This window comes from Gluconobacter sp. Dm-73 (assembly GCF_018256215.1).
Classification (GTDB): Bacteria; Pseudomonadota; Alphaproteobacteria; order Acetobacterales; family Acetobacteraceae; genus Gluconobacter; species Gluconobacter cadivus.
The window spans coordinates 69,102-89,028 of the sequence record NZ_JAERLW010000005.1 but is presented as its reverse complement, the minus strand read 5'-3'; the positions used below and the strand labels follow the sequence as shown (position 1 = coordinate 89,028).

At 59.3% G+C, this 19,927-nt stretch carries 20 protein-coding genes; 12 read left to right on the top strand and 8 right to left on the bottom strand.

Features of this window, described 5'->3' with window-relative positions:
* The first annotated feature begins 18 nt into the window (after positions 1-18).
* Both JK176_RS06795 and JK176_RS06790 read left to right on the top strand, forming a co-directional pair.
* Positions 19-750 carry an SDR family NAD(P)-dependent oxidoreductase gene (locus tag JK176_RS06795; protein WP_211587175.1) on the top strand — a complete coding sequence of 244 codons (732 nt, stop codon included), beginning with the start codon at positions 19-21 and terminating at the stop codon, positions 748-750.
* A gap of 17 nt (positions 751-767) precedes the next feature.
* Positions 768-1,142, top strand: coding sequence for an ArsC family reductase (locus JK176_RS06790; RefSeq protein ID WP_099287016.1), 375 nt, complete (start codon positions 768-770; stop codon positions 1,140-1,142).
* Here JK176_RS06790 and JK176_RS06785 read toward each other — a convergent pair.
* A complete protein-coding gene (locus JK176_RS06785; RefSeq protein WP_194268176.1) occupies positions 1,117-2,022 on the bottom strand; it encodes a helix-turn-helix domain-containing protein in 906 nt (301 codons plus the stop codon). The two genes, JK176_RS06790 and JK176_RS06785, sit on opposite strands and share 26 nt — an antisense overlap.
* A gap of 429 nt (positions 2,023-2,451) precedes the next feature.
* Here JK176_RS06785 and JK176_RS06780 point away from each other — a divergent pair, with 429 nt between their 5' ends.
* Both JK176_RS06780 and JK176_RS06775 read left to right on the top strand, forming a co-directional pair.
* Entirely contained in the window at positions 2,452-4,923 is a 2,472-nt protein-coding gene (locus JK176_RS06780; RefSeq protein ID WP_211587174.1) for a membrane-bound PQQ-dependent dehydrogenase, glucose/quinate/shikimate family, read from the top strand.
* A gap of 78 nt (positions 4,924-5,001) precedes the next feature.
* A complete protein-coding gene (locus JK176_RS06775) occupies positions 5,002-5,892 on the top strand; it encodes a transporter (protein ID WP_194262516.1) in 891 nt (296 codons plus the stop codon).
* Between the two features lie 3 nt (positions 5,893-5,895).
* On the opposite strand, the gene JK176_RS06770 is transcribed toward JK176_RS06775, so the two are convergent.
* A complete protein-coding gene (locus tag JK176_RS06770; RefSeq protein WP_211587173.1) occupies positions 5,896-7,371 on the bottom strand; it encodes an aminotransferase class V-fold PLP-dependent enzyme in 1,476 nt (491 codons plus the stop codon).
* Positions 7,372-7,480: 109 nt separating this feature from the next.
* Here JK176_RS06770 and JK176_RS06765 point away from each other — a divergent pair, with 109 nt between their 5' ends.
* Entirely contained in the window at positions 7,481-7,942 is a 462-nt protein-coding gene (locus JK176_RS06765; protein ID WP_062031049.1) for an Lrp/AsnC family transcriptional regulator, read from the top strand.
* Positions 7,943-7,979: 37 nt separating this feature from the next.
* Positions 7,980-9,278: an amino acid permease gene (locus tag JK176_RS06760; RefSeq protein ID WP_211587172.1), complete on the top strand. Its 1,299-nt coding sequence runs from the start codon at positions 7,980-7,982 to the stop codon at positions 9,276-9,278.
* Between the two features lie 4 nt (positions 9,279-9,282).
* Here JK176_RS06760 and JK176_RS06755 read toward each other — a convergent pair whose 3' ends face one another.
* Both JK176_RS06755 and JK176_RS06750 read right to left on the bottom strand, forming a co-directional pair.
* Complete coding sequence (locus tag JK176_RS06755) at positions 9,283-10,386, bottom strand: linear amide C-N hydrolase (RefSeq protein ID WP_249194298.1); 1,104 nt, start codon at positions 10,384-10,386, stop codon at positions 9,283-9,285.
* A gap of 139 nt (positions 10,387-10,525) precedes the next feature.
* Positions 10,526-10,924 carry a DUF4186 domain-containing protein gene (locus JK176_RS06750; RefSeq protein WP_211587171.1) on the bottom strand — a complete coding sequence of 133 codons (399 nt, stop codon included), beginning with the start codon at positions 10,922-10,924 and terminating at the stop codon, positions 10,526-10,528.
* Positions 10,925-11,074: 150 nt separating this feature from the next.
* Here JK176_RS06750 and JK176_RS06745 point away from each other — a divergent pair, with 150 nt between their 5' ends.
* Positions 11,075-12,052, top strand: coding sequence for an exodeoxyribonuclease VII large subunit (locus JK176_RS06745; protein WP_249194295.1), 978 nt, complete (start codon positions 11,075-11,077; stop codon positions 12,050-12,052).
* A 150-nt stretch (positions 12,053-12,202) separates the two neighbouring features.
* Here the strand turns inward: JK176_RS06745 and JK176_RS06740 are convergent, their stop codons facing one another.
* Complete coding sequence (locus tag JK176_RS06740) at positions 12,203-12,697, bottom strand: hypothetical protein (protein WP_211587169.1); 495 nt, start codon at positions 12,695-12,697, stop codon at positions 12,203-12,205.
* Positions 12,698-12,842: 145 nt separating this feature from the next.
* Between JK176_RS06740 and gap the strand changes: the two genes are divergently transcribed.
* Positions 12,843-13,865, top strand: a complete 1,023-nt coding sequence (gene gap, locus JK176_RS06735) for a type I glyceraldehyde-3-phosphate dehydrogenase (RefSeq protein ID WP_211587168.1) — start codon at positions 12,843-12,845, stop codon at positions 13,863-13,865.
* Between the two features lie 3 nt (positions 13,866-13,868).
* A complete protein-coding gene (locus tag JK176_RS06730) occupies positions 13,869-15,083 on the top strand; it encodes a phosphoglycerate kinase (RefSeq protein WP_211587167.1) in 1,215 nt (404 codons plus the stop codon).
* 323 nt (positions 15,084-15,406) lie between these two features.
* Here JK176_RS06730 and rpoH read toward each other — a convergent pair whose 3' ends face one another.
* Both rpoH and JK176_RS06720 read right to left on the bottom strand, forming a co-directional pair.
* Complete coding sequence (gene rpoH, locus JK176_RS06725; RefSeq protein WP_194262523.1) at positions 15,407-16,300, bottom strand: RNA polymerase sigma factor RpoH; 894 nt, start codon at positions 16,298-16,300, stop codon at positions 15,407-15,409.
* A gap of 244 nt (positions 16,301-16,544) precedes the next feature.
* Positions 16,545-17,513, bottom strand: a complete 969-nt coding sequence (locus tag JK176_RS06720; protein ID WP_211587166.1) for an RluA family pseudouridine synthase — start codon at positions 17,511-17,513, stop codon at positions 16,545-16,547.
* Between JK176_RS06720 and JK176_RS06715 the strand changes: the two genes are divergently transcribed.
* Entirely contained in the window at positions 17,512-17,886 is a 375-nt protein-coding gene (locus tag JK176_RS06715) for a hypothetical protein (RefSeq protein ID WP_211587165.1), read from the top strand. The genes JK176_RS06720 and JK176_RS06715 overlap by 2 nt on opposite strands.
* A gap of 64 nt (positions 17,887-17,950) precedes the next feature.
* Positions 17,951-18,427 carry a TspO/MBR family protein gene (locus tag JK176_RS06710; protein WP_211587164.1) on the top strand — a complete coding sequence of 159 codons (477 nt, stop codon included), beginning with the start codon at positions 17,951-17,953 and terminating at the stop codon, positions 18,425-18,427.
* Between the two features lie 7 nt (positions 18,428-18,434).
* Here JK176_RS06710 and JK176_RS06705 read toward each other — a convergent pair whose 3' ends face one another.
* A complete protein-coding gene (locus JK176_RS06705) occupies positions 18,435-18,734 on the bottom strand; it encodes a helix-turn-helix transcriptional regulator (RefSeq protein ID WP_211587163.1) in 300 nt (99 codons plus the stop codon).
* Between the two features lie 97 nt (positions 18,735-18,831).
* On the opposite strand from JK176_RS06705, the gene JK176_RS06700 reads away from it, so the two are divergent.
* Positions 18,832-19,917: an alkene reductase gene (locus JK176_RS06700; RefSeq protein WP_211587162.1), complete on the top strand. Its 1,086-nt coding sequence runs from the start codon at positions 18,832-18,834 to the stop codon at positions 19,915-19,917.
* Positions 19,918-19,927 lie beyond the last annotated feature (10 nt).

The following is a 19,927-nucleotide window of genomic DNA, read 5'->3' as shown; positions in this document are numbered from 1 at the left end:
GCCAGAAGGAACAGGATCATGACCCAGAGAGTAGCGCTCGTTACAGGTGGATCACGCGGCATCGGTGCGGCCATTGCGCTGAAGCTGGCGCAGGATGGCTTTGATATCGCCATTACTTACGCCCGCAATGAAAAGGCCGCGCAGAAAGTCGTTTCCGAAGTTGAAGCCCTCGGGCGTCGTGCTGTTGCGGTGCAGGCTGATGGTGGCAGCGCGGACGGCAATATTGCAGCGATTACGAAGACGCATGAGGCGTTCGGGCGTCTGGACACGCTGGTGTGCAATGCAGGCATCTATCCCTACGGCCCGATTGCCCAGATGAGCGTGACGCAGATCGAAGATGTCCTGAACCTCAACCTGCGCGCGGCGATGATCGAGACGGTTGAAGCTCTGAAATATATGACGACAGGTGGCCGCCTGATCTATATCGGCTCGGCTTTTGGCGAGCGCGCACCATTTCAGGGTATTTCACTCTATGCCGCGACGAAGGCTGGTCTGATCGGTTTTGCAAAGGGCGTGGCGCGGGATCTCGGACCGCAGGGCATTACGGCGAATGTCGTCGAGCCCGGCCCGATCGCAACGGATCTCAACCCCGAAGACGGTGAGGGTGCCGCTGTCATCCGCAGCTTCACGGCCACGGAATCCTACGGCAAGGTCAATGACATTGCCCGCACGGTGTCCTTCCTCGCCAGCCCCGATGCCTCTTACATCACTGGTGCATCCATTCTGGTGGATGGCGGCCTCGTCGCCTGAAACCGGAGACAGATTTCATGTCCGTCACGATCTACGGAATCCCCAATTGTGATACGATGCGCAAGGCCCGCTCATGGCTGGCCGAGCACGGTGTTGCGGCCACTTTCCATGACTATCGCAAAGACGGAGTTCCGCAGGCGCGCCTGGAGGGCTGGGTTGCGAAACTGGGTTGGGAAAAGCTCCTGAACCGCTCGGGAACGACGTTTCGCAAACTGCCGCCCGAGCTTCGGGAGGCTCTGGATACGGACCGGGCGCTGGCGCTCATGCTGGAACATCCCGCCATGATCCGGCGTCCTGTGCTGGAGGGGCCGGATGTGCTGCTGGTCGGGTTCCGACCCGACGACTACGCAAAGGCTTTGTCCGGTCCTAGTGATCCAGACCAAGCGCCTTGATTTTGCGGTGCAGTGTGGCGCGGCTCACGCCTAAAAGACGTGCGGCCGCGCTCACATTTCCACGGACTGTCCCAAGGGCGGAGCGGATCACCTGCGCCTCTGCCCGCCGGAAATTCGGCTCTTCCTGACTGTCGAGCAGAGGCAGGAGCGCCGGAAGGCCCGATAATTCGCCTTTCGGCCAGTTCATATGCTGGCGGCTGGCATGGGTGGCGCCACGGATATGCCCGTCCCGATCCAGCGCAACCAGCATGGCCGAAGACGATGTCGACGGCCCAAGCGTCAGGATCATGTCCTCCCGGAAACGGTCGTGAAACAGTTTCTCTTCGACGCGCCGGGCCGTTGTCTGGAGTGCATCCATCAGAAGCGGCGCGGCAGGCAGCACGTTCTCGGCCACGAAAGAACTGATGTCGATGGCCCCGGCGAGATCCCCGATGGAGTTATAAACCGGCACGGCCATGCCGGTCAGCTTACGGAAACACAGACGCCAGTGCTGGTCGTGAACAACCATGACCGGGCGTTCTTCGCGCAGGCAGGTTCCGATCGCGTTGGTCCCGGCATTGGCTTCATCCCAGACCGCACCCGCCTGAAAACGCCACCGTCGGCAGCCGCTCAGATTGCTGCGCTGCGTGTGCCGGGAGAGGACGACGCCAGTGGGGTCGGCCAGCATGACCGTAAAATCTAGCGGATCCACGAGCGTATGCAGGCGCTGCATTTCCGGAAGAGCACTCTGGATCAGTCGCTGCGTGCGCCCGCTGACAAAGCGTAGTTCGGGCTGGCTGAGCACCTGCGTTTCCCAGCGTTCGGATGGGTCCAGATTGTAGTTTGTCGAGCATCTCGCCCAGGAATCCGACAGGCATGTCCGGGCAGCGGCAGCGGTCATCGCGCACCCCATAGGGCGGGATAAGGCACCCGGTGCCGAAAACCTGTCGCAGTTCTGCGACAGGTGCGGCGCAGACAGTCACAATCGGGTGAGGGTGGAACCATACGGGATAGCCTGCGGCGAAGACATTCAGGAATGACGGGTTCTGGAAAAGGCGAAGCGTTGCGTATCGGGTGTGTTTCTTCGCAGGCCATCGGTAACGCAATACTCCTTTCTTTTCCGGTTCAGTGCTGTGGGTCGGAAGGGACACAGGCATGAAAGCCGGAGCTTTTGCAAGCGCCGGTCATTGCCGCTCCTGACGTACGAACAGAGCTGTCCCGTCCGTCACAGCCATGACGGAGCGCTAACGGTAACGCGTTCCGCCGATGATCAGGAAAAACAAATCATTTCAGAGAGAATGGTTTTCGTTTTTCGCAAGAACGAGGTGTCATGTCTGCTTCACTCCAGAGGGTAATGTCTCCATTAACCTCTATCCTGCTCGCAGTTGTCGGGCTTTTCCTGCTGGGAGGGGGAGGATATCTCCTCGTTCTCGGTGGTTCGTGGTTCTATGCCCTGATGGGCCTTGTGATGCTTGCCGCCGCGGGTGTCAGCTTCCGCAATCCGCTGCTGGGCGCGCGTCTGTACGCTGCACTGCTGCTGGTGGCGACCATCTGGTCTGTCTTCGAAGTCGGGTTCGACATCTGGGGTCTGGAAGTCCGTCTCTTCACGCTCGTGGGGATCGCGGCCTGGATGCTGCTGCCATGGGTGTGGCGGACCGGTCAGACCTGGGTTTCGGACAAGCGCGAGCTTCTCGGTTCTGCCGTGATCGCGATGATTGCGATTATCGCAAGCTGCTTCACGTCCTACTCCATCAACGGCACGCTCCCCGCTGACCGTATGGCCGCGACCAACCAGTCCGACCTGACGGCCAAGGACACGCCCGACGCCGACTGGCCGGCCTATGGCCGTACGGTGGGTGGAGACCGCTACAGCCCGCTGGCCCAGATCACGCCTGCGAATGTCAGCAACCTCAAGCGCGCCTGGGTGACCCGTACGGGTGACGTTCAGAAGGCCGATGAAGGCGTTGTTGCAGGCCCCGATCAGGGCCACGAGTTCAACCTTGAAGTCACCCCGATCAAGGTCGATGACACGCTCTATCTCTGCACGCCCCATAACTGGGTCATGGCTCTCGATGCCAAGACGGGCAAGGTGAAGTGGAAGTTCGATCCCAAGCCTGCTGCAGAGGATCTGGCTGCGAACGTTTATCTGGCCTGCCGTGGCGTATCTTACTACAAGGCGCCGGACGACTATACGGCTCCTGACGGCTCCAAGGCCTGCCAGAAGCGCATTTTCTCCCCGGTTGGCGACGTGCGCCTGCTGGCTGTAGATGCTGAAACCGGCAAGCCCTGCGAAGATTTCGGTGAACACGGCTTCATTTCCCTGCGCCAGTATCTCGGTCATGTGCCGCATGGCTTCCACTTCGTGACGTCTCCGCCGCTGGTGGTGAAGGATCGCGTGGTTCTGGGCGGCTGGATTTTCGACAATCAGGCGAATTTCGAGCCCTCCGGCGCAATCCGTGCGTTCAACCCGATCAACGGCGAGATCGAATGGGCGTGGGATGCCGGTCATAACCCGGAAAACTGGAAACCCGGCCCGAACGACGAGCTGACGCGTGACACCCCGAACGCATGGGGCGTTTACACAGCCGATCCGGAACTGGGTCTTCTGTACCTGCCGATGGGCAACTCGCCGCCGGATAACTGGGGTGGCTCGCGCCGTCCGTTCGACGATGCGACCTCCAGCGCCACGATTGCCCTCGATATCGAGACGGGTGAACGCCGGTGGACCTTCCAGACCGTGCATCACGATCTGTGGGACATGGATCTGGCCATCGGACCGTCCATGGTCGATCTGCCCGGCCCGAATGGCGAAAACATTCCGGCTCTGATCCAGAGCACGAAGCGCGGAGAGTTCTTCGTTCTGGACCGTCGCACCGGCAAGCCGGTTCCGGGTTATCCGGTCGAGGAACGTCCGGTTCCGACAACAGGTGTCGCATCGGACGATCACGTGACGCCGACGCAGCCTTTCGCTGTCGGTCTGCCGTCCCTGACGCCGCCGGACCTGAAGGAAAGCGACATGTGGGGCGCGACGCTGCTGGATCAGATGATCTGCCGCATCCAGTTCCGTCAGTCTGCTTACGAAGGTCAGTTCACGCCGCCGCATGTCGGCAAGACGACGATTGTCTATCCGGCATTCTATGGTGTGGTGGACTGGCAGGGCGCTTCCATCGATCCGCAGCGTAAACTGCTGATCGCCAATGCGAGCTACCTGCCGTTCCGGATTCGTCTGGAAAAACGTCAGAAGGCCGAAAACGCCGGTATTCTGCCGAAGTGGAATGGTCAGGGCGACAAGCCGGAAGCCAAGGGCGATGCGCTGAGCGTGTCTCCGGACTACGGCACACCCTATATCGCCTATACCAGCCCGTGGCTAAATCCGCTTCAGATCCCCTGCAAGGGACCGGTCTGGGGTACGATCACCGCCATCGATCTGGTGACGAAGAAAATCGTCTGGCAGCACCCTGTCGGCACCACGCGCGATACGGGTCCTTTCCGGACGCATAACAACCTTCCGCTTCCGACCGGCATGTACAACATCGGCGGCAGCGTCCTGACGAAGGGCGGCGTGTCCTTCATGGGAGCGACGGCCGACGATTACCTGCGCGGTTTCGACATGTCGAACGGCAAGGTCATCTGGCAGGACCGTCTGCCCGCAGGCGGACAGGCAACACCGATGTCCTATCAAATTGATGGGAAGCAGTATGTTGTGATCGCCGCAGGTGGTCATGGGGGCCTTGGCACCCGCAGCGGTGATTATATCATCGCCTACAGCCTGAATGGAGACCAGAGCGCGAGCGCGCACTGATCGCCCACTTACGGACGGAGCGTGTCCCCCTGAGGACACGCTCCACACTCCCGCTCAATCTCTATGGAAATTCACGTCATGCGTCGCAAATTCACGCTCGGAGTGCGTCTTGGTGCCCTGACCGCCTGGTTGCCTGCTGTTGCTCTTGTTCCGGGTTTTGCCGCTCATGGCGCGGATATTCCCTTGGCCATCATCGGCCCGCACGAATACGACCTGCCGGTGGATTTCAAGCCATTCAACGTCGTCGTGCAGTACGGCGACGGAAATGCTGCCGGTTCAGTTTATGACAGCGGTGGCCAGCGCCGGGCTCATGGCGGCAGCCATACCTGGAGCGGCATGACGAAATACGTACATTTCCGTAGCTTCGACGCGATCCCGCATGTCAGCTTTGCCTTCGAGCTGATCCAGTCCGAGGCCTATACTTTGGCCAACGGGCAGAACTGGGGCGGTCTGGGGACGACGATCGTTGGCCCTGCAGCATGGTTCAAGCCCAATAAACACAGTACGCTCGGCATCCAGACCTTTATGGAAACCCCGTCAGGGACGCGGGATTCCATGGCGATGCATTACTGGGCGAACCTGTCGAGCATCATCTTCGACTACGAATGGAAGCATTTCAGCTTCGATGGCGATCTGGGCAGCGTCGTGAGTTCGACCAAACACCGCAATGGCGAGCACAGCTACTCGCCCGGCAACGTGTTTTACACGAACCTGCGTTTCAGCTGGAAAGCCACGTCACGTTTTGAGCCGTTCTTTTCGCTCGACTGGCAGAACAGCGGCGGCATGCACGACAACACATCCAATCTCTGGGTCGCCAATTCGAGCAGCCGCGAAACGGCGCTGGGCGTCGGTGCGATGTTTTACATCACCAAACGCCTGTCGTTCACGCCTCGTTATTCCCATTCGGTCGAAGGACGGAACGTGCCGGAAACGAACGCCTATTACATGAAGATCGCCTATCTTTTCTGACCGTCAGGCCGCCGCCTTCGGCCGGAAACGTGCCGTGGTGATGTCGCAGTCATATTGTGCGGCGGTTTCGCAGGGATTGCTGGCGAGTTCGTTGACGGCCTCCAGAATACGTTCAACCTTGGCGTCATCCATCAGCACGCTGAAATTCAGACGTGTCCAGCCCGGCTTCTCGATTTCCTGACCAGATAGGATGGCACCACGGATCTGGCCGGACTCAGTCTCGTCGATCCCCAGCAGATGATGCGCGTACGGCCCCGCGCATGCACAGCCGCCCCGCACCTGAATGCCATAACGGTCCGACAGCATGCGCGTGAAAAGCTGTTGATGGATGAACACATTGTTCTTCACATCGCGGATCCGGAATGAAAAGATCGGAAGCGCAGCAGCGGTCGGGTGGCCCAGAATTTCGATGGCGGGATTGCTGCTCCAGGCTTTCACGGCCCGGGCGCGCAGTTCCGCATTGCGCTGCGCCATATAGGCGTCTCCGATGACATCCTTGACGATGAAGGCCAGCGCGGCACGGATGTCCCCGATCACGTTCGGCGTGCCGCTTTCCTCGCGGGACGCAAGATTGGCGGAATAGTCGTGGTTCCACGGCGAGACGAACCGCACGGTGCCTCCGCCCGGAAGAACGGGCAATGTGCGCGAGACTGCGGCGTTGCGCACAATCAGAATGCCAGAAGCCGCAGGGCCACCGATGAATTTGTGGCAGGAAACGACAACTGCATCTTTCTCGAACGGCGTTCCGGGCTGCATGTCGATCGGGCAGTACGGTCCAGCGCCTGCATAATCCCAGATCGACAGGGCCCCATTCCGTTTGAGCAGGGCCGTGACGGCGTTCACATCCGTCAGAATGCCCGTGACGTTGGAGGCGGCCGAGAACGAGCCGATTTTCAGACGGTCCGCCGGGCAGGATTTCAGGGCCTCTTCCAGAATAGACAGGTCGGGCCCGCCTTCGGCTGCCTCAGGAATTTCGACGATCTCCGCACCGCTCTCGCGCCAGGGCAGGATGTTGGAATGATGCTCGTAAGGGCCAATAAAGACGATCGGCCGCTGTCCGGCATCACAGAGAGCCGGGATTTCAAGCAGATGTACCAGACGATTCAGCCCTGCTGTTGCGCCATTGCCCATGAAAATGGTCGTGAAATCGGGGGAGGGGGCGTGGCATAGCTGCGCGATGGTTGCGCGGGCGCTGTTGCGCAGCCGCGTCATGTAGGCGCCGCAGAAGGAGGCTTCGGTGTGGCTGTTGGCATAGAATGGCAGGATCTCGTCCATGATGAACGTCTCGATCTGCTTCAGCGCACGTCCGGAGGCAACATAATCGGCGTAGAGCAGGGATTGCGTGCCGAACGGCGTCGAGAATTTCGCACCATCACCGATCACGCCTTTGGCGAGCGCTGCCAGCCCGTTGCTGCGCAATGTCTGCTCGAACTGTTCAAGAATGGCAGTGCTGTTGTCGAGATTGCCGATCGTTTCCATGGCGCGATGTTTTCCCCTGCGTGATAGAGAAACGATAGACCGACCAAACGCGCGAAAACCGCTTCTTTTTTGAGGATAAAAAATCCTTTTTGTGGTCATATGATGCGATATGGCCAGAAAACTCGATCAGACAGACAGGGCGATCCTGAGAATCCTGCAAAAACAGGGTACCCCCTCTCAACGTGAACTCGCCGAGAAGGTCGGGCTGTCGCAGAATGCCTGCTGGCGGCGGCTGAACGCCCTGCGCGAGGATGGCGTGATTGCTCATGATACGGTCCGCCTCAATGCAACTGCGCTGGGCCTGACGCTAACGGTGTTCGTGCTGATGCGAACGCGTCACCATTCCCGCGAATGGTTCGAGACATTCCGTAAGGTTGTCGGTTCGATCCCGAACATAGTTGATTTTTATCGGATCGCGGGCGAATACGATTATCTTCTGAAGGTGGTGGCCTGCGACATGAACGATTTCGATCGTGTGTATCAGCAGATCATCAGCAAGGTGGAACTCGATGCCATCACGTCCTACATGACCATGGAAACCCTGGCGGACAACAGGGATCTTCCGGTCTGAAACGCCCATCCCGTCCACAGCAGGAAGTCTTTTGTCCATGAGTCAGCCCGACCAGCTTGCCCACAGTCTGCGTACGCGCCATGTCGTCATGATCGCCCTCGGTGGGGTGATCGGTGCAGGATATTTTATCGGGGCGTCCGCGGCACTCTCGCTGGGTGGCCCTGCGGTCCTGCTCTCTTATGCGCTGGCCGGAACGCTGGTGTTTCTGGTTAATCTGATGATGCGCGATCTGGCGTTGAAAGTGCCGGGACGGGCCTCATTTTTGGGGCAGATCCAGTATGCGCTTGGGGAGCGTGCAGCCTTTGTCGCGGGCTGGGCGTACTGGCTGACATGGATCATTGCGATTGCCGTGGAAGTCATCGCGGTCGCGACAATGCTCGCTCCCTATATTCCGCTGCCTTATGCCGTTATCGAGGTGCTCATCATGGCCCTGATGACGGGCGTGAACCTCATGTCCGTCAAAGGGTACGGGGAATTCGAATACTGGTTCTCGGCCATCAAAGTTCTGGCGATTGTCTGTTTCATCGGGATCGGTGTTTGGGCGCTGCTGAGCCGCCCCATTCCGGTGCATGAAAACCTGTTCGCACATGGCGGTCTTTTGCCGCATGGCTGGCTGGCACTGCTGGCAGTCATTCCGACCATCCTGTTCTCCATGGGCGGCAGCGAGATTTCCACCGTCGCAGCCGTTGAATCCGACAATACGGAGCAGAATATCGTCCGCGCCACGCGCTCCATCGCGCTGCGGATCGGCGGGTTCTATATCGTCTCGATCGCGCTGGTCCTCTGTCTGGTGCCGTGGAGCGATGTGGTGTCAGGCTATTCGCCGTTCCTGCTGGTGCTGCACCGTCTGCATGTACCGTTCGCGGATGTGGCTCTTGCGGTCGTGGTCATGACGGCGGCGCTGTCTAGCCTCAATTCCGGGATCTACGTGACATCGCGTATTTTGTACGAACTGGCAGAATCCGGGTCTGCGCCCAAGCTGTTCCTGACGGTGGATACCTCCACGAAACTCCCCCGTCGGGCCATTCTGGTGAGTGCGCTGGCCTCCATTTTCGTCGCAGCCGTGGCCGTGTTGTCGCCAACGCTGATTTTCGGGCTGCTCGTCAGTCTGACGGGCGGGTTCATGGTGTTCAACAACACCATGATCGTGGCTGGACGTCTGAAACTGGTGCGGGAGTCTGCGTGGAGGGCCTATGCGGCGTTGGTGCTGATTGCCTGCACGCTGGTCGCCATGCTGATCCAGCCTGAAACGCGCTCACAGATTATTCTCGGGGCAGGCGCGCTCCTGCTGATCTTCGCCGCAGAACGGTTCGTTCCACGGCGTCAGCCGGACTGATGACTTAGTAAGGTACCGCCAGATCCCGGTCGTTGATTTTTTCAAAGACCGGTTTTGGCGTGTCGTGAAACGTCTGGAGTGAGAATTTCCGGTAACTGATATCCTTATATCCCCGGACGAACATCACTCCGTCGCTCAGGTTAGAGAGTGCCGTCCAGACGGTGTATTCAGAGACCGTTTTGCCGGCTTTCTTCTGTGTTTCGCCGCCAAGCGTATCGGTAGTAATGTTCTTCATGCGATCAAACCGGTTCATGATATGCGCCAGAATATTGACCGCATCCCCTGATGACTGGGCCACCGGTGCATAGCTGGTGTAGTAAACGCCACGAATGAAACGCCCGACAGAGGTGTCTGAGGATGGCAGATCCGAGGCCGCAATCCCGCTATCCGGCTGGACGACCTCGACGCCCCCCAAAGTGGCGGCAGATCTGTCCTGATTGGTCAGCTGCGTATAATTGTTCAGGTTCTGAAGATGCCACGGAAAATCCGGTCCGTTCGTCATGACCTTTGTGGGGTTGTCATAGACATGGAATTTTCCATTGAGCGTCTCGACGACGATGCTTCCGCCGTTTTTATCGTAAAACGCAAAATGAAAAGGCGATTTCACACCACCTAGTCTGGCTAGAACGGGAGACCAGAAATGCCCATTGTCCACGGCCTTTCGGACATCCTCCACGGTGGCGAAATTGGCCAGTGCCCATTCCCCGAGCGATGTTACAGGAATGGATTCCCGGTAGTCTGATTCCGCAAGTGGAGTGAGGGTGGCGTCCGGCACCATGTTGGCGCTGAAAGACAGGCCCGCCCCATTCATACCCTCAAGCATGTTGTGGTCGTCACCATCATCATAGACGGGCGTGGTAATCGCCAGAATGGGATAGAGAGACTTGTAATGCGCTCCGGCACTGCCGTTCGGCGCTTTTTTCTGGAACGCCGTTTGTGCTGGATAGAAAGTCACCCATGACGGCAGATCTTCAGGAAGCTCCAATGTGCGTCCATGAAAAACATGGCCTTTGTTATCCGTAATCGCTAGGCTTGAGCAGGCCTGTCCGATTGTCGGAAATAAAAGGACAGAGGACAGCATCATACTGGAAAGAGACGTTATTTTCATTGGGCTGGTCCTGAAAATCGTATTTGATAATTTTTGCGTGGGTAATTCAGAATTTTCTATCTGTACTAAAGACGAAATATTTATCAGGAAGTTTCTTAACTTGGAGTAAAGTCACATTATGAGCCATGGGATGGGACTGCTAGAATAACGCTCCCTGTGCCGGGCTTCCGGGGATGCTCGCCCCAAAATCCCGCTCGATCCAGCATTTGAGCACAAACAGGATCTGTTTCTGCTGTTCTGATGTCAGTGGTTTGCCCAGCCCCATGCCGTGCCATTTCGACAGACAACTGCGGCAACAGGCCCCCGTAGCATGCTGGGCGATGAAGACCGGATGACCGCGCATGGGAGTCTGTTTGCCGTCACGCGGAGGATGTGCCGGTGCGAGGCGTTCGGCGATGAACGCTGCCCCATGCTCCATGACCGCATCAAGGCCCCGGCTTTCCAGATAGAGTCGGGCCTGATCGTCCAGATGAAAGCGTGAGCGGAAACGGGACCGGGCGAGGCGTTCGAAGAGATCTTCGGGGTCAAAACGGCTCACTGATCCACAACCTTCTGAAAAACAGGCAAAAAATCGCGTGAGAGGACGCAATCCCCCTGTAAGAACATTTGTTCTTTCTCCATATGGTGATGAATGGACGCTTTTCCGAGACGCTCCCGCTCATCTTCCGGGGCAGGAGACACCACAACATTGACAGTTCTCTCGCCGCTACAGGTTCAGGACCTGTTCTCTGCGCGGCTGGAAGAAATCTGTGCGGCCTTCGACGACTGGGGTTTCCCGCTGATTGTGGCGGGGCAGCTTGGAGATGCCGCGCCCAATTCCTATCCTAAATATTACCAGCTTCCGCTGACCGATCCGCAGTTCGGGACTGCCCTGTCGCTGGAGGTGCAGAAATCCGTTCTGGCGCGAGCGGGTGTCGGGCCCGGTGATTATGTCCATGTGACGGGCATGCTGCGGGCGCGCCAATATCGGGGGCAGATTGTGCTGCGTTTCGAGGCGGTGGCCGTTGAACTTCACGATCCTGCGCGGCAAAAGGTCGAGCGTGCCGAACGCTCCGTACTCGACGTTCTGCGCGGACTGCCTTGTGCCTCGCATCCGTATCCAACCCGGCCCGAGGCACGCCTGTTGCTGATCCACTCGGCAGCGTCCAGTGCACTGGTAGCGGAAGACTTTCTTCAGGCGCTTGGCGGCGCGTGGCGTCCGGAACGTGTCAGAAGCCTGCCCACGGCCATGAACGATCCCGGCCGTCTGGCGGAAGCGATTGGCACCTGTCGCGAAGAGATCGTTGTCCTGATCCGCGGCGGCGGGGATGCCTCGGATTTCGTGGTGTTTGAAAGCCCACAGGTGATGGAAGCACTGGCGGTCTGTCCGGCGCATCGCGTTCTGGGTGTGGGACATACGGCCAACCGGACGCTCGCCGAGCGTGTTGTGGATCATGCTGCCACGACACCTGCCGATGCTGGGCACTATATCCGGCGTATGAGTGGCCGGATCTGGCAGGAGCAGGAAGAAGCCCGCGCGCAACAGGAAGAAATGGCCGCACTTCGAGACAGCGTGGCGCTGAATATTGCGCCGGAACGAGCACCGATCGGAACTCGTCTGCGGAATGGGTTGATCCTGCTTGCGATCGGCCTGGTGCTGGGGCTGCTGCTGACGCGGCTACTCTGACCTGTCAGGCTGTCGTGAGTTTCGTTCTGATCAATCAGACCACACGCGATGTGTCCGCGAAATAACTATCCTTGGCGCCGAACCTGAAAAAGTACGGCGCTGAGACACTGCATTTCGGCAATTCGTGGTGTGTTCTGTCGTTTATGGCCTTCAGCGAACATCCACACGGACGAACGGTTTTGTGGCCGACGGATCAGTCATGGCGTGCATTTCGATCTGGATGGACTGGGCACCGGCTTTTTCAATATGAGCTGCCACACCCGCTGCCAGATGATCGGTCACGTCCGTCAGAGCCTGTGCCTGCGCGTCCGGATTGGGCTGGGGTGGTGCGAAAGCCTGCACGATGAACAGGACATTTGCCTTGCGTGCCAGGGCAGTTTTCGCGGCCCGTTCGACGATGGGGCCGTATGCGGATTCCGGCGTGCCGTCTGGAATTGACAGGAACGGAGCATGCGGTGGGGGAGCCGGAGGTGCGGGCGGAATATAGGGGTGTGGAGGTTTGCCCGCGTTCGGATTAAACGTACGCTGGTCCAGTAACTTGCACCCCGACAGCAGGGGTGCGGCCAGCAGCAGCCCTCCCATCAGGAGTGCGGAATGCGGAACAAAGCCCCGCTGCGAACGGAAATGTCGGACAAATGGTGCCATATCGTGCGGAACCGTCGCAGGAACGGAGGGTTTGAGCAAGATTATAGAGTCAACTTCATGAAAAACTGTTGATGCCCCCTGTCGCTCTGCTGTGGCGGTGCTATGGAGGATGCCCGAGTTTTCAAAAAACGGAGTAGGGCAGGTCATGGCTGTAAAAATCGCGATCAACGGTTTCGGACGGATCGGACGGCTGGTGCTGCGTGGCATCATTGAGAGCGGTCGTACGGATGTCGAGGTTGTCGCCATCAACGATCTGGGTTCCGTCGAGGCCAACGCGCATCTGCTGGCTTATGACAGCACGCATGGCCGCCTTCCGGGTACGGTCCGTGCCGAGGGTAACAGCCTGATCATCGAAGCGAATGGCCGCACCTACGGTCCGATCAAGGTCTCGGCCGAGCGCAACCCGGCACAGGTTCCGTTTCAGGGCGTCGACGTGGCGATGGAATGTACGGGTCTGTTCACGTCCCGCGAAAAGGCCGCTGCCCTGCTTGAAGCCGGTGCGAAGCGCGTCGTCATTTCCGCTCCGGCTACAGATGTCGATGCGACGATCGTGTTCGGCGTGAACAACGACGTTCTGACGCCCGACATGGAGATCATCTCCAACGCGTCCTGCACCACGAACTGCCTTGCACCCGTGGCCTCCGTTCTGGACAAGGCCTTCGGGATCGAGTGCGGCTACATGGTCACGATCCACTCCTACACGGGCGACCAGCGCACGGTGGATACCCTCCACAAGGATCCGCGCCGCGCCCGCGCCGCAGCCCTGAACATGATCCCGACCTCCACGGGTGCAGCTAAGGCAGTCGGTCTGGTTCTACCGCACCTGAAGGGCAAGCTGGACGGAACCTCCATCCGTGTTCCGACGCCGAATGTTTCGGTCGTCTCGCTGGATTTCGTCCCGACGCGCGCTCCGGCGTCCGCCGAAGCCGTTAACGAAGCCATTCGCGCCGCTTCGCTCGAAGGCTCCCTGAAGGGTATCCTCGAATACAACACAGCGCCGCTCGTCAGCTCGGACTTCAACCATGACAAGGCGTCGTCGATCTTCGACGCGACGCAGACGGTCCTGGTCGATGGTGGCAAGCTGGTGCGCGTCTGCTCCTGGTACGACAACGAGTGGGGCTTCTCCAACCGTATGGCCGACACGGCTGCCCTGTTCGGGAGCCTGTGAGTGATGGCCTTCCGCACCCTTGATGGTGTGGACGCACGCGGCAAGCGCGTGCTGGTCCGCGCCGACCTCAACGTCCCGATGCATGATGGCGTCATCACCGATGACACCCGCCTGCAACGGGTTGCGCCCACGATCCGCGAACTGGCCGACAAAGGCGCGCGCGTCGTGGTGTTCAGCCATTTCGACCGCCCCAAGGGGCAGGTCGTCCCGGCTCTGTCGCTGCGTCCGATCGCGCTGAAGCTCGGTCAGATCCTCGGACAGCCGGTTGGCTTTGTCGCCGAATGCGTCGGCCCGACCGTGGAAGCCGCAGTCGGCGCGATGGCGGACGGGGACATTATCGTCCTCGAAAATACGCGCTTTCATGCGGGTGAAGAGGCCAATGATCCGGCCTTCGCCAAGGCTCTGGCACAGAACGGCGACATCTTCGTCAATGATGCGTTCTCGGCTGCACACCGTGCCCATGCCTCGACCGAAGGCGTGGCGCACGACCTGCCGTCTTTTGCCGGGCGTCTGATGCAGGCGGAACTGAGCGCGCTGTCGGCTGCTCTGGAGAACCCGGAGCGCCCGGTCGGTGCGATCATCGGCGGTTCCAAGATCTCGACGAAGCTCGACCTGATCGGGAATGTCATCGAGAAGGTGGACACGCTGTTTATTACGGGTGCGATGGCCAACACGTTCCTCGCGGCTGAAGGCATGAATGTGGGCAAGTCCCTGCAGGAAGCCGACATGCACGAGACAGCGCGGAAAATTGCCCATCTCGCGCAGGAAAAAGGCTGCGAAATCATCCTGCCCGTCGATGCGGTCGTGGCGCGCGAGTTCAAGGCCAATGTCCCGACCGAGACCTGCCTGATTGGCGAAGTCCCGGACGATGCGATGATTCTCGATGCTGGTCCGCGCACGGTTGAGTTGATCCGTGAGCGTCTGGACACGCTCAAAACGCTGGTCTGGAACGGTCCGCTCGGTGCATTTGAGATCGCGCCTTTCGACAAGGCGACCGTCGATGTCGCGCAGTATGCCGCGCAGCTTACCGAAGAGGGCAAGCTCAAGACGATCGCTGGTGGCGGCGATACGGTCTCGGCCCTGCGTCATGCAGGCGTCGTGAGCCAGATGACCTATGTCTCTACGGCTGGCGGGGCTTTCCTCGAATGGCTGGAAGGTAAAATCCTGCCGGGGATCGAGGTTCTGCGTTCTGCGGGCCACGATCTGGGGCTCACCTGAACGAAAGCCGGGGAGGGCAACCTTCTCGGCTTTTTTTATGGAGAAGTGGCGATGTGGAGAAGAGGGCTGTCCGCCTGTCTTCTATTATGCGGTCTCGCGGGCTGTCAGGCTTACGATCAGCCGCCGACAGCACCCGCACCACCGTCTACGGGCGAACCCATCCACAGTGGGCGCCCGACGGGTATGCTTCTCTCCCCCTCAAAGCCGGACCAGACGCCCTATTTCTGAAATTTTGGACTGGTGCCGGATAGGCGCGGGTCAATCAGCCATCATAAAAAAGCCCGTCGGGATATCCCAACGGGCTTTTTTCGTGATGTGTCGCTTCAGGCCTGAAGGCCGTTTTCCCGGCGGCGCAGTTCCACTTCCGCGGCCATGGCTTTCTGGAGCTTCTCCATGGCACGCGCTTCGATCTGACGGATACGCTCGCGTGAGACGTTATAATGATGGGAGAGATCTTCCAGAGTGGAGGGCTCTTCCTTCAGGCGCCGCTCACTCAGGATGTGACGCTCACGCTCGTTCAGCGTCATCATGGCCTGATCCAGAAGCGCCTTGCGGCCCGTAAACTCTTCAGAAGCAGCATAGGTCTGCTCCTGATTGTCGTGGTCGTCCACGAGCCAGTCCTGCCATTCGCCTTCGCCATCAATGCGGAGCGGTGCGTTCAGACTGTGATCCGGTGCGGCCAGACGCTGGTTCATGGACATGACGTCCTGTTCCGGCACACCCAGAGTGGTCGCGATGGAGTTGACCTGCTCTGGCTTCAGATCGCCGTCGTCAATCGCCTGCATCTGTCCTTTCAGACGACGCAGATTGAAGAACAGCTTCTTCTGTGAGGCGGTCGTACCGATTTTCACCAGAGACCAGCTATGCAGGATGTATTCCTGCATGGCGGCGCGGATCCACCACATGGCGTAGGTGGCAAGGCGGAAACCACGCTCCGGGTCGAACCGGCGCACGGCCTGCATCATGCCGATATTGCCCTCACTGATGAGTTCGTTCACCGGCAGGCCATAGCCACGATAACCCATGGCGATTTTGGCAACGAGGCGCAGATGGGACGTGACGAGGCGGTGTGCCGCGCTTGTATCCTCGTTCTTGCGCCACTGGCGGGAAAGATCGAGCTCTTCCTGCGGGGTCAGCAGGGGGAACTTGCGGATTTCCTGAAGATAGCGGGTGAGATTGTTCTCTGGACCCACTGAAATGACGGCTGGGGATGCCATGGTCTTCGACTCCTTTCGCCCGGGGCTTAACCCGCATCCGGATGAGATGGAGACTCATACGGACCGGCGACGGGATAGTTCCGTCTGACCCAGGTGACGCATTGGGAAGGACTTTCACGTCCCCGACCGTCAGCCCCCGGACTGGGCGACCTCTGGCGGTACGATCCGTTCCGGCGGCGCGTCAGCTCGTCGGATGAGCTGTTTATGACAGGCTCAGCCAAAAAAGTCAATGGCCTTTTAAGGTTTAGCCGATCAGTCTCTTTTTCAAGGTCTGAAAATCTTCAGGAGGGGCAGTTTCGAAAGAAAGCTGCTTTTTCGTTCGCGGATGGATAAATCCGAGTCGGGTTGCATGAAGCGCCTGACGGGGAAAATCGAGCGCCGCATCTTTCGCATCCTGCGACAGACCACGTGCCGCAGCGGGAATCCGGCGCAGATAGACCGGATCGCCGAGCAGGGGATGGCCTGCGTTTGAAAGGTGAACACGGATCTGATGGGTGCGTCCAGTGGCAAGACGACATTCGATCAGGGAGACGGCGGCCTGATAGGGTTCGATCAGCTTAAAGCGTGTCAGGGCAACCTTGCCGCCGCTTCCGACAACAGCCATGCGTTTACGATCCCGCTTGTCCCGGCCGATATTACCGTCGAATTCGCCTTCCAGCGGCAGGAGCCCCCAGGCGAGGGCCAGATAGGCCCGGTCGATATCGCGGGCAGCGAAGGCTTCTGACAGGGCATTATGAACCATGGCCGTCTTGGCCACGACCATCAGGCCGGACGTGTCCTTGTCCAGACGATGCACGATACCGGGGCGCTTCTCCCCTCCGATTCCTTCGAAACCTTCTCCACAATGGCCGAGCAGGGCGTTGACCAGTGTGCCCGTTTCGTTTCCGGGAGCGGGATGCGTGACAAGCCCGGCCTGCTTGTCGAGCACTATCAGGTCGTCGTCCTCATACAGGATGTTCAGCGGGATCTGCTCAGCGATGGGGCGGGCAGGGAGGGGCTCGGGAAATGTTAGCAGCAGTTCCATGCCGTCACGCAGCGTTTCCGCCGGTTCGCAGACCGTCTTTCCGTTGACGGAAAAGCTGCCGCCTTCAATCAGGGCCTTGACCCGGGAGCGTGAAACCGTGCCGATGGCGTCCGCCAGCGCGCGGTCGGCCCTCTGGCCAGCCGTGGACGCATCGACAACAAGAGGGAATGGGGAAACAGGATCAGACATGACACAGGGTGTAGCCGAGGAAATGGCGAACAGCGAGTCGCAGACACCAAAAGCGCTTCTGGCCGCTGTAATTTTGATGGGCGTGCTGATTATCGCGGCCGTTTTCGGATTGATCGGGGTGATTGCCTACCGCTTCCTGCATCCCCGGCCGAGCGTTACGGCAACCGTGCCGCTGGCCGAAGGAGGCTTCTCGCGTCTGGCTCTTCCGCTTGGTGCGGGCGAGCATATTACGGCCGTTACGGCGCGTCCTGACGGTCTGATGGCCGTAACGCTCAGCGGTTCCGGAAGTGACCGGGTGCTGTTGTGGAATCCCGAGGCCGGAAAAATCGCCGCCGAGCTGGATTTCGAAACCCCCGCACCGTCTTCGCCCTGACCGGTCTGAACCTGCCGCTGTGTTTCCGCGTTAAGGCGGCAGGATTTGTGAAGGATCACGGATAATGGGACGTCTGATTGATGCGGCCTTGGCCGTCGGTACGGTTTTTGGAGTGCAGTACGCCTCGCGTGAAATCAGCCCGGCGGACGATCCGTCCACGCGCCGGTGGTACGACCGGCTGAACAAGCCGTATTTCAATCCGCCCGGTCCGGTTTACGGCATCGTGTGGACGATTCTGGACGGGCTTCTGGCTTGGTCGGGGTATCGGCTTCTGCGTGCTGAAAAATCCTGTTGCCGGACGGCGGCGCTGATCCTCTGGGCACTGTGCGTTGCAGGGGTGGCAGGCTTTCCGTTCTTCGTGTTCCGCAAACGGCAGCTTGGAACGGGTCTGGCCATTTGTGTCGGCCTGATCATGACGTCCGGAGCCTCGATCTGTGCAGCGCACAAGGTGGACTGCAAGGCGGCCTCAATGCAGGTTCCGTTTTTTGCATGGCTGATCTTCGCCACCTGCATTCACGAAGAAATCTGGCGTACGAACTAAAGACGCCTCAGGCGGCGTTCAGAATGGCCGCCATAAGCCCGGGAAACCGGGCGTTGAGTTCCTCGAGCCGTAGGGAATTACGGTGCTGAACGCCTTCGATCCGTGTTCTCAGGACGCCGCTCTCACGCAGGACCTGAAAATGGTGTGACATGCTGGATTTGGGCCGCGTTCCGATCAGCGTGGCGCAGTTGGCTTCCCCAACGCGCCCCAGATGTCGCACGATCTCCAGGCGCGCAGGATCAGCCAGCGCACGCAGCACCGGAATCAGTTCGAATGTCGCGGAGTCAGGATGGTCGTAGGCAGCCATAAAGGTCTTATCCCTTTCCTGAAGTTTTATCGCAACACTTGCTTTGTTCGAGTTTTATCGAACAATATGGTGATCAGTCCATTGAAGGAGAAACAGGATGCCAACGCTGTTCGATTCGATTGATTTCGGTCCTATTCACGCGAAGAACCGGATTCTGATGTCCCCTCTGACGCGTGCGCGCGCCGACAGGAATGCCGTACCGACTCCGATCATGGCGGAATATTACGCCCAGCGCAGTAGCGCCGGATTGATTATCAGTGAAGCCACAGGCATTTCCCGCGAAGGTCTGGGCTGGCCGTTTGCCCCCGGTATCTGGTCGGATGAACAGGTGGAAGCCTGGAAGCCGATTGTCGCTGCGGTTCATGCCAAGGGCGGCAAGATTGTCTGCCAGCTCTGGCACATGGGACGGATGGTCCATTCTTCCGTCACTGGTACGCAGCCCGTTTCGTCTTCGGCCACGACGGCTCCGAACGAAGTTCATACCTATGAAGGCAAAAAGCCTTACGAACAGGCGCGTGCAATCGACGCCGCTGACATCAGCCGTATCCTGAACGATTACGAGAACGCGGCGCGCAACGCCATCCGTGCGGGTTTTGACGGTGTGCAGATCCACGCGGCCAATGGATATCTTATCGATGAATTTCTGCGGGATGGGACGAATCTCCGCACTGACGAATATGGCGGTTCGCCGGAAAACCGTATCCGCTTCCTGCGTGAAGTGACCGAGCGCGTGATTGGCGCGATCGGTGCGGAACGCACAGGCGTCCGCCTGTCCCCGAATGGTGATACGCAGGGCTGCATCGATAGCGCGCCGGAAACGGTCTTCGTACCGGCCGCCAAACTGCTTCAGGATCTGGGCGTGGCCTGGCTCGAACTGCGCGAACCCGGCCCGGACGGGACTTTCGGCAAAACCGATCAGCCCAAACTGTCCCCGCAGATCCGCAAGGCCTTTACCCGGCCGCTGGTTCTCAATCAGGACTATACCTTTGAGATGGCGCAGGAAGCATTGGCAGAAGGGCACGCCGATGCGATTGCCTTTGGCCGCAAGTTCATCTCGAACCCCGACCTGCCGGAGCGTTTCGAGCGCGGCATCGCTCTTGAACCTGACAATATGAAGACTTGGTACAGTCAGGGGCCGGAAGGATATATCGACTACCCGTCCGCGACCTCAGGCCCTAACTGAGCTTTGAGGC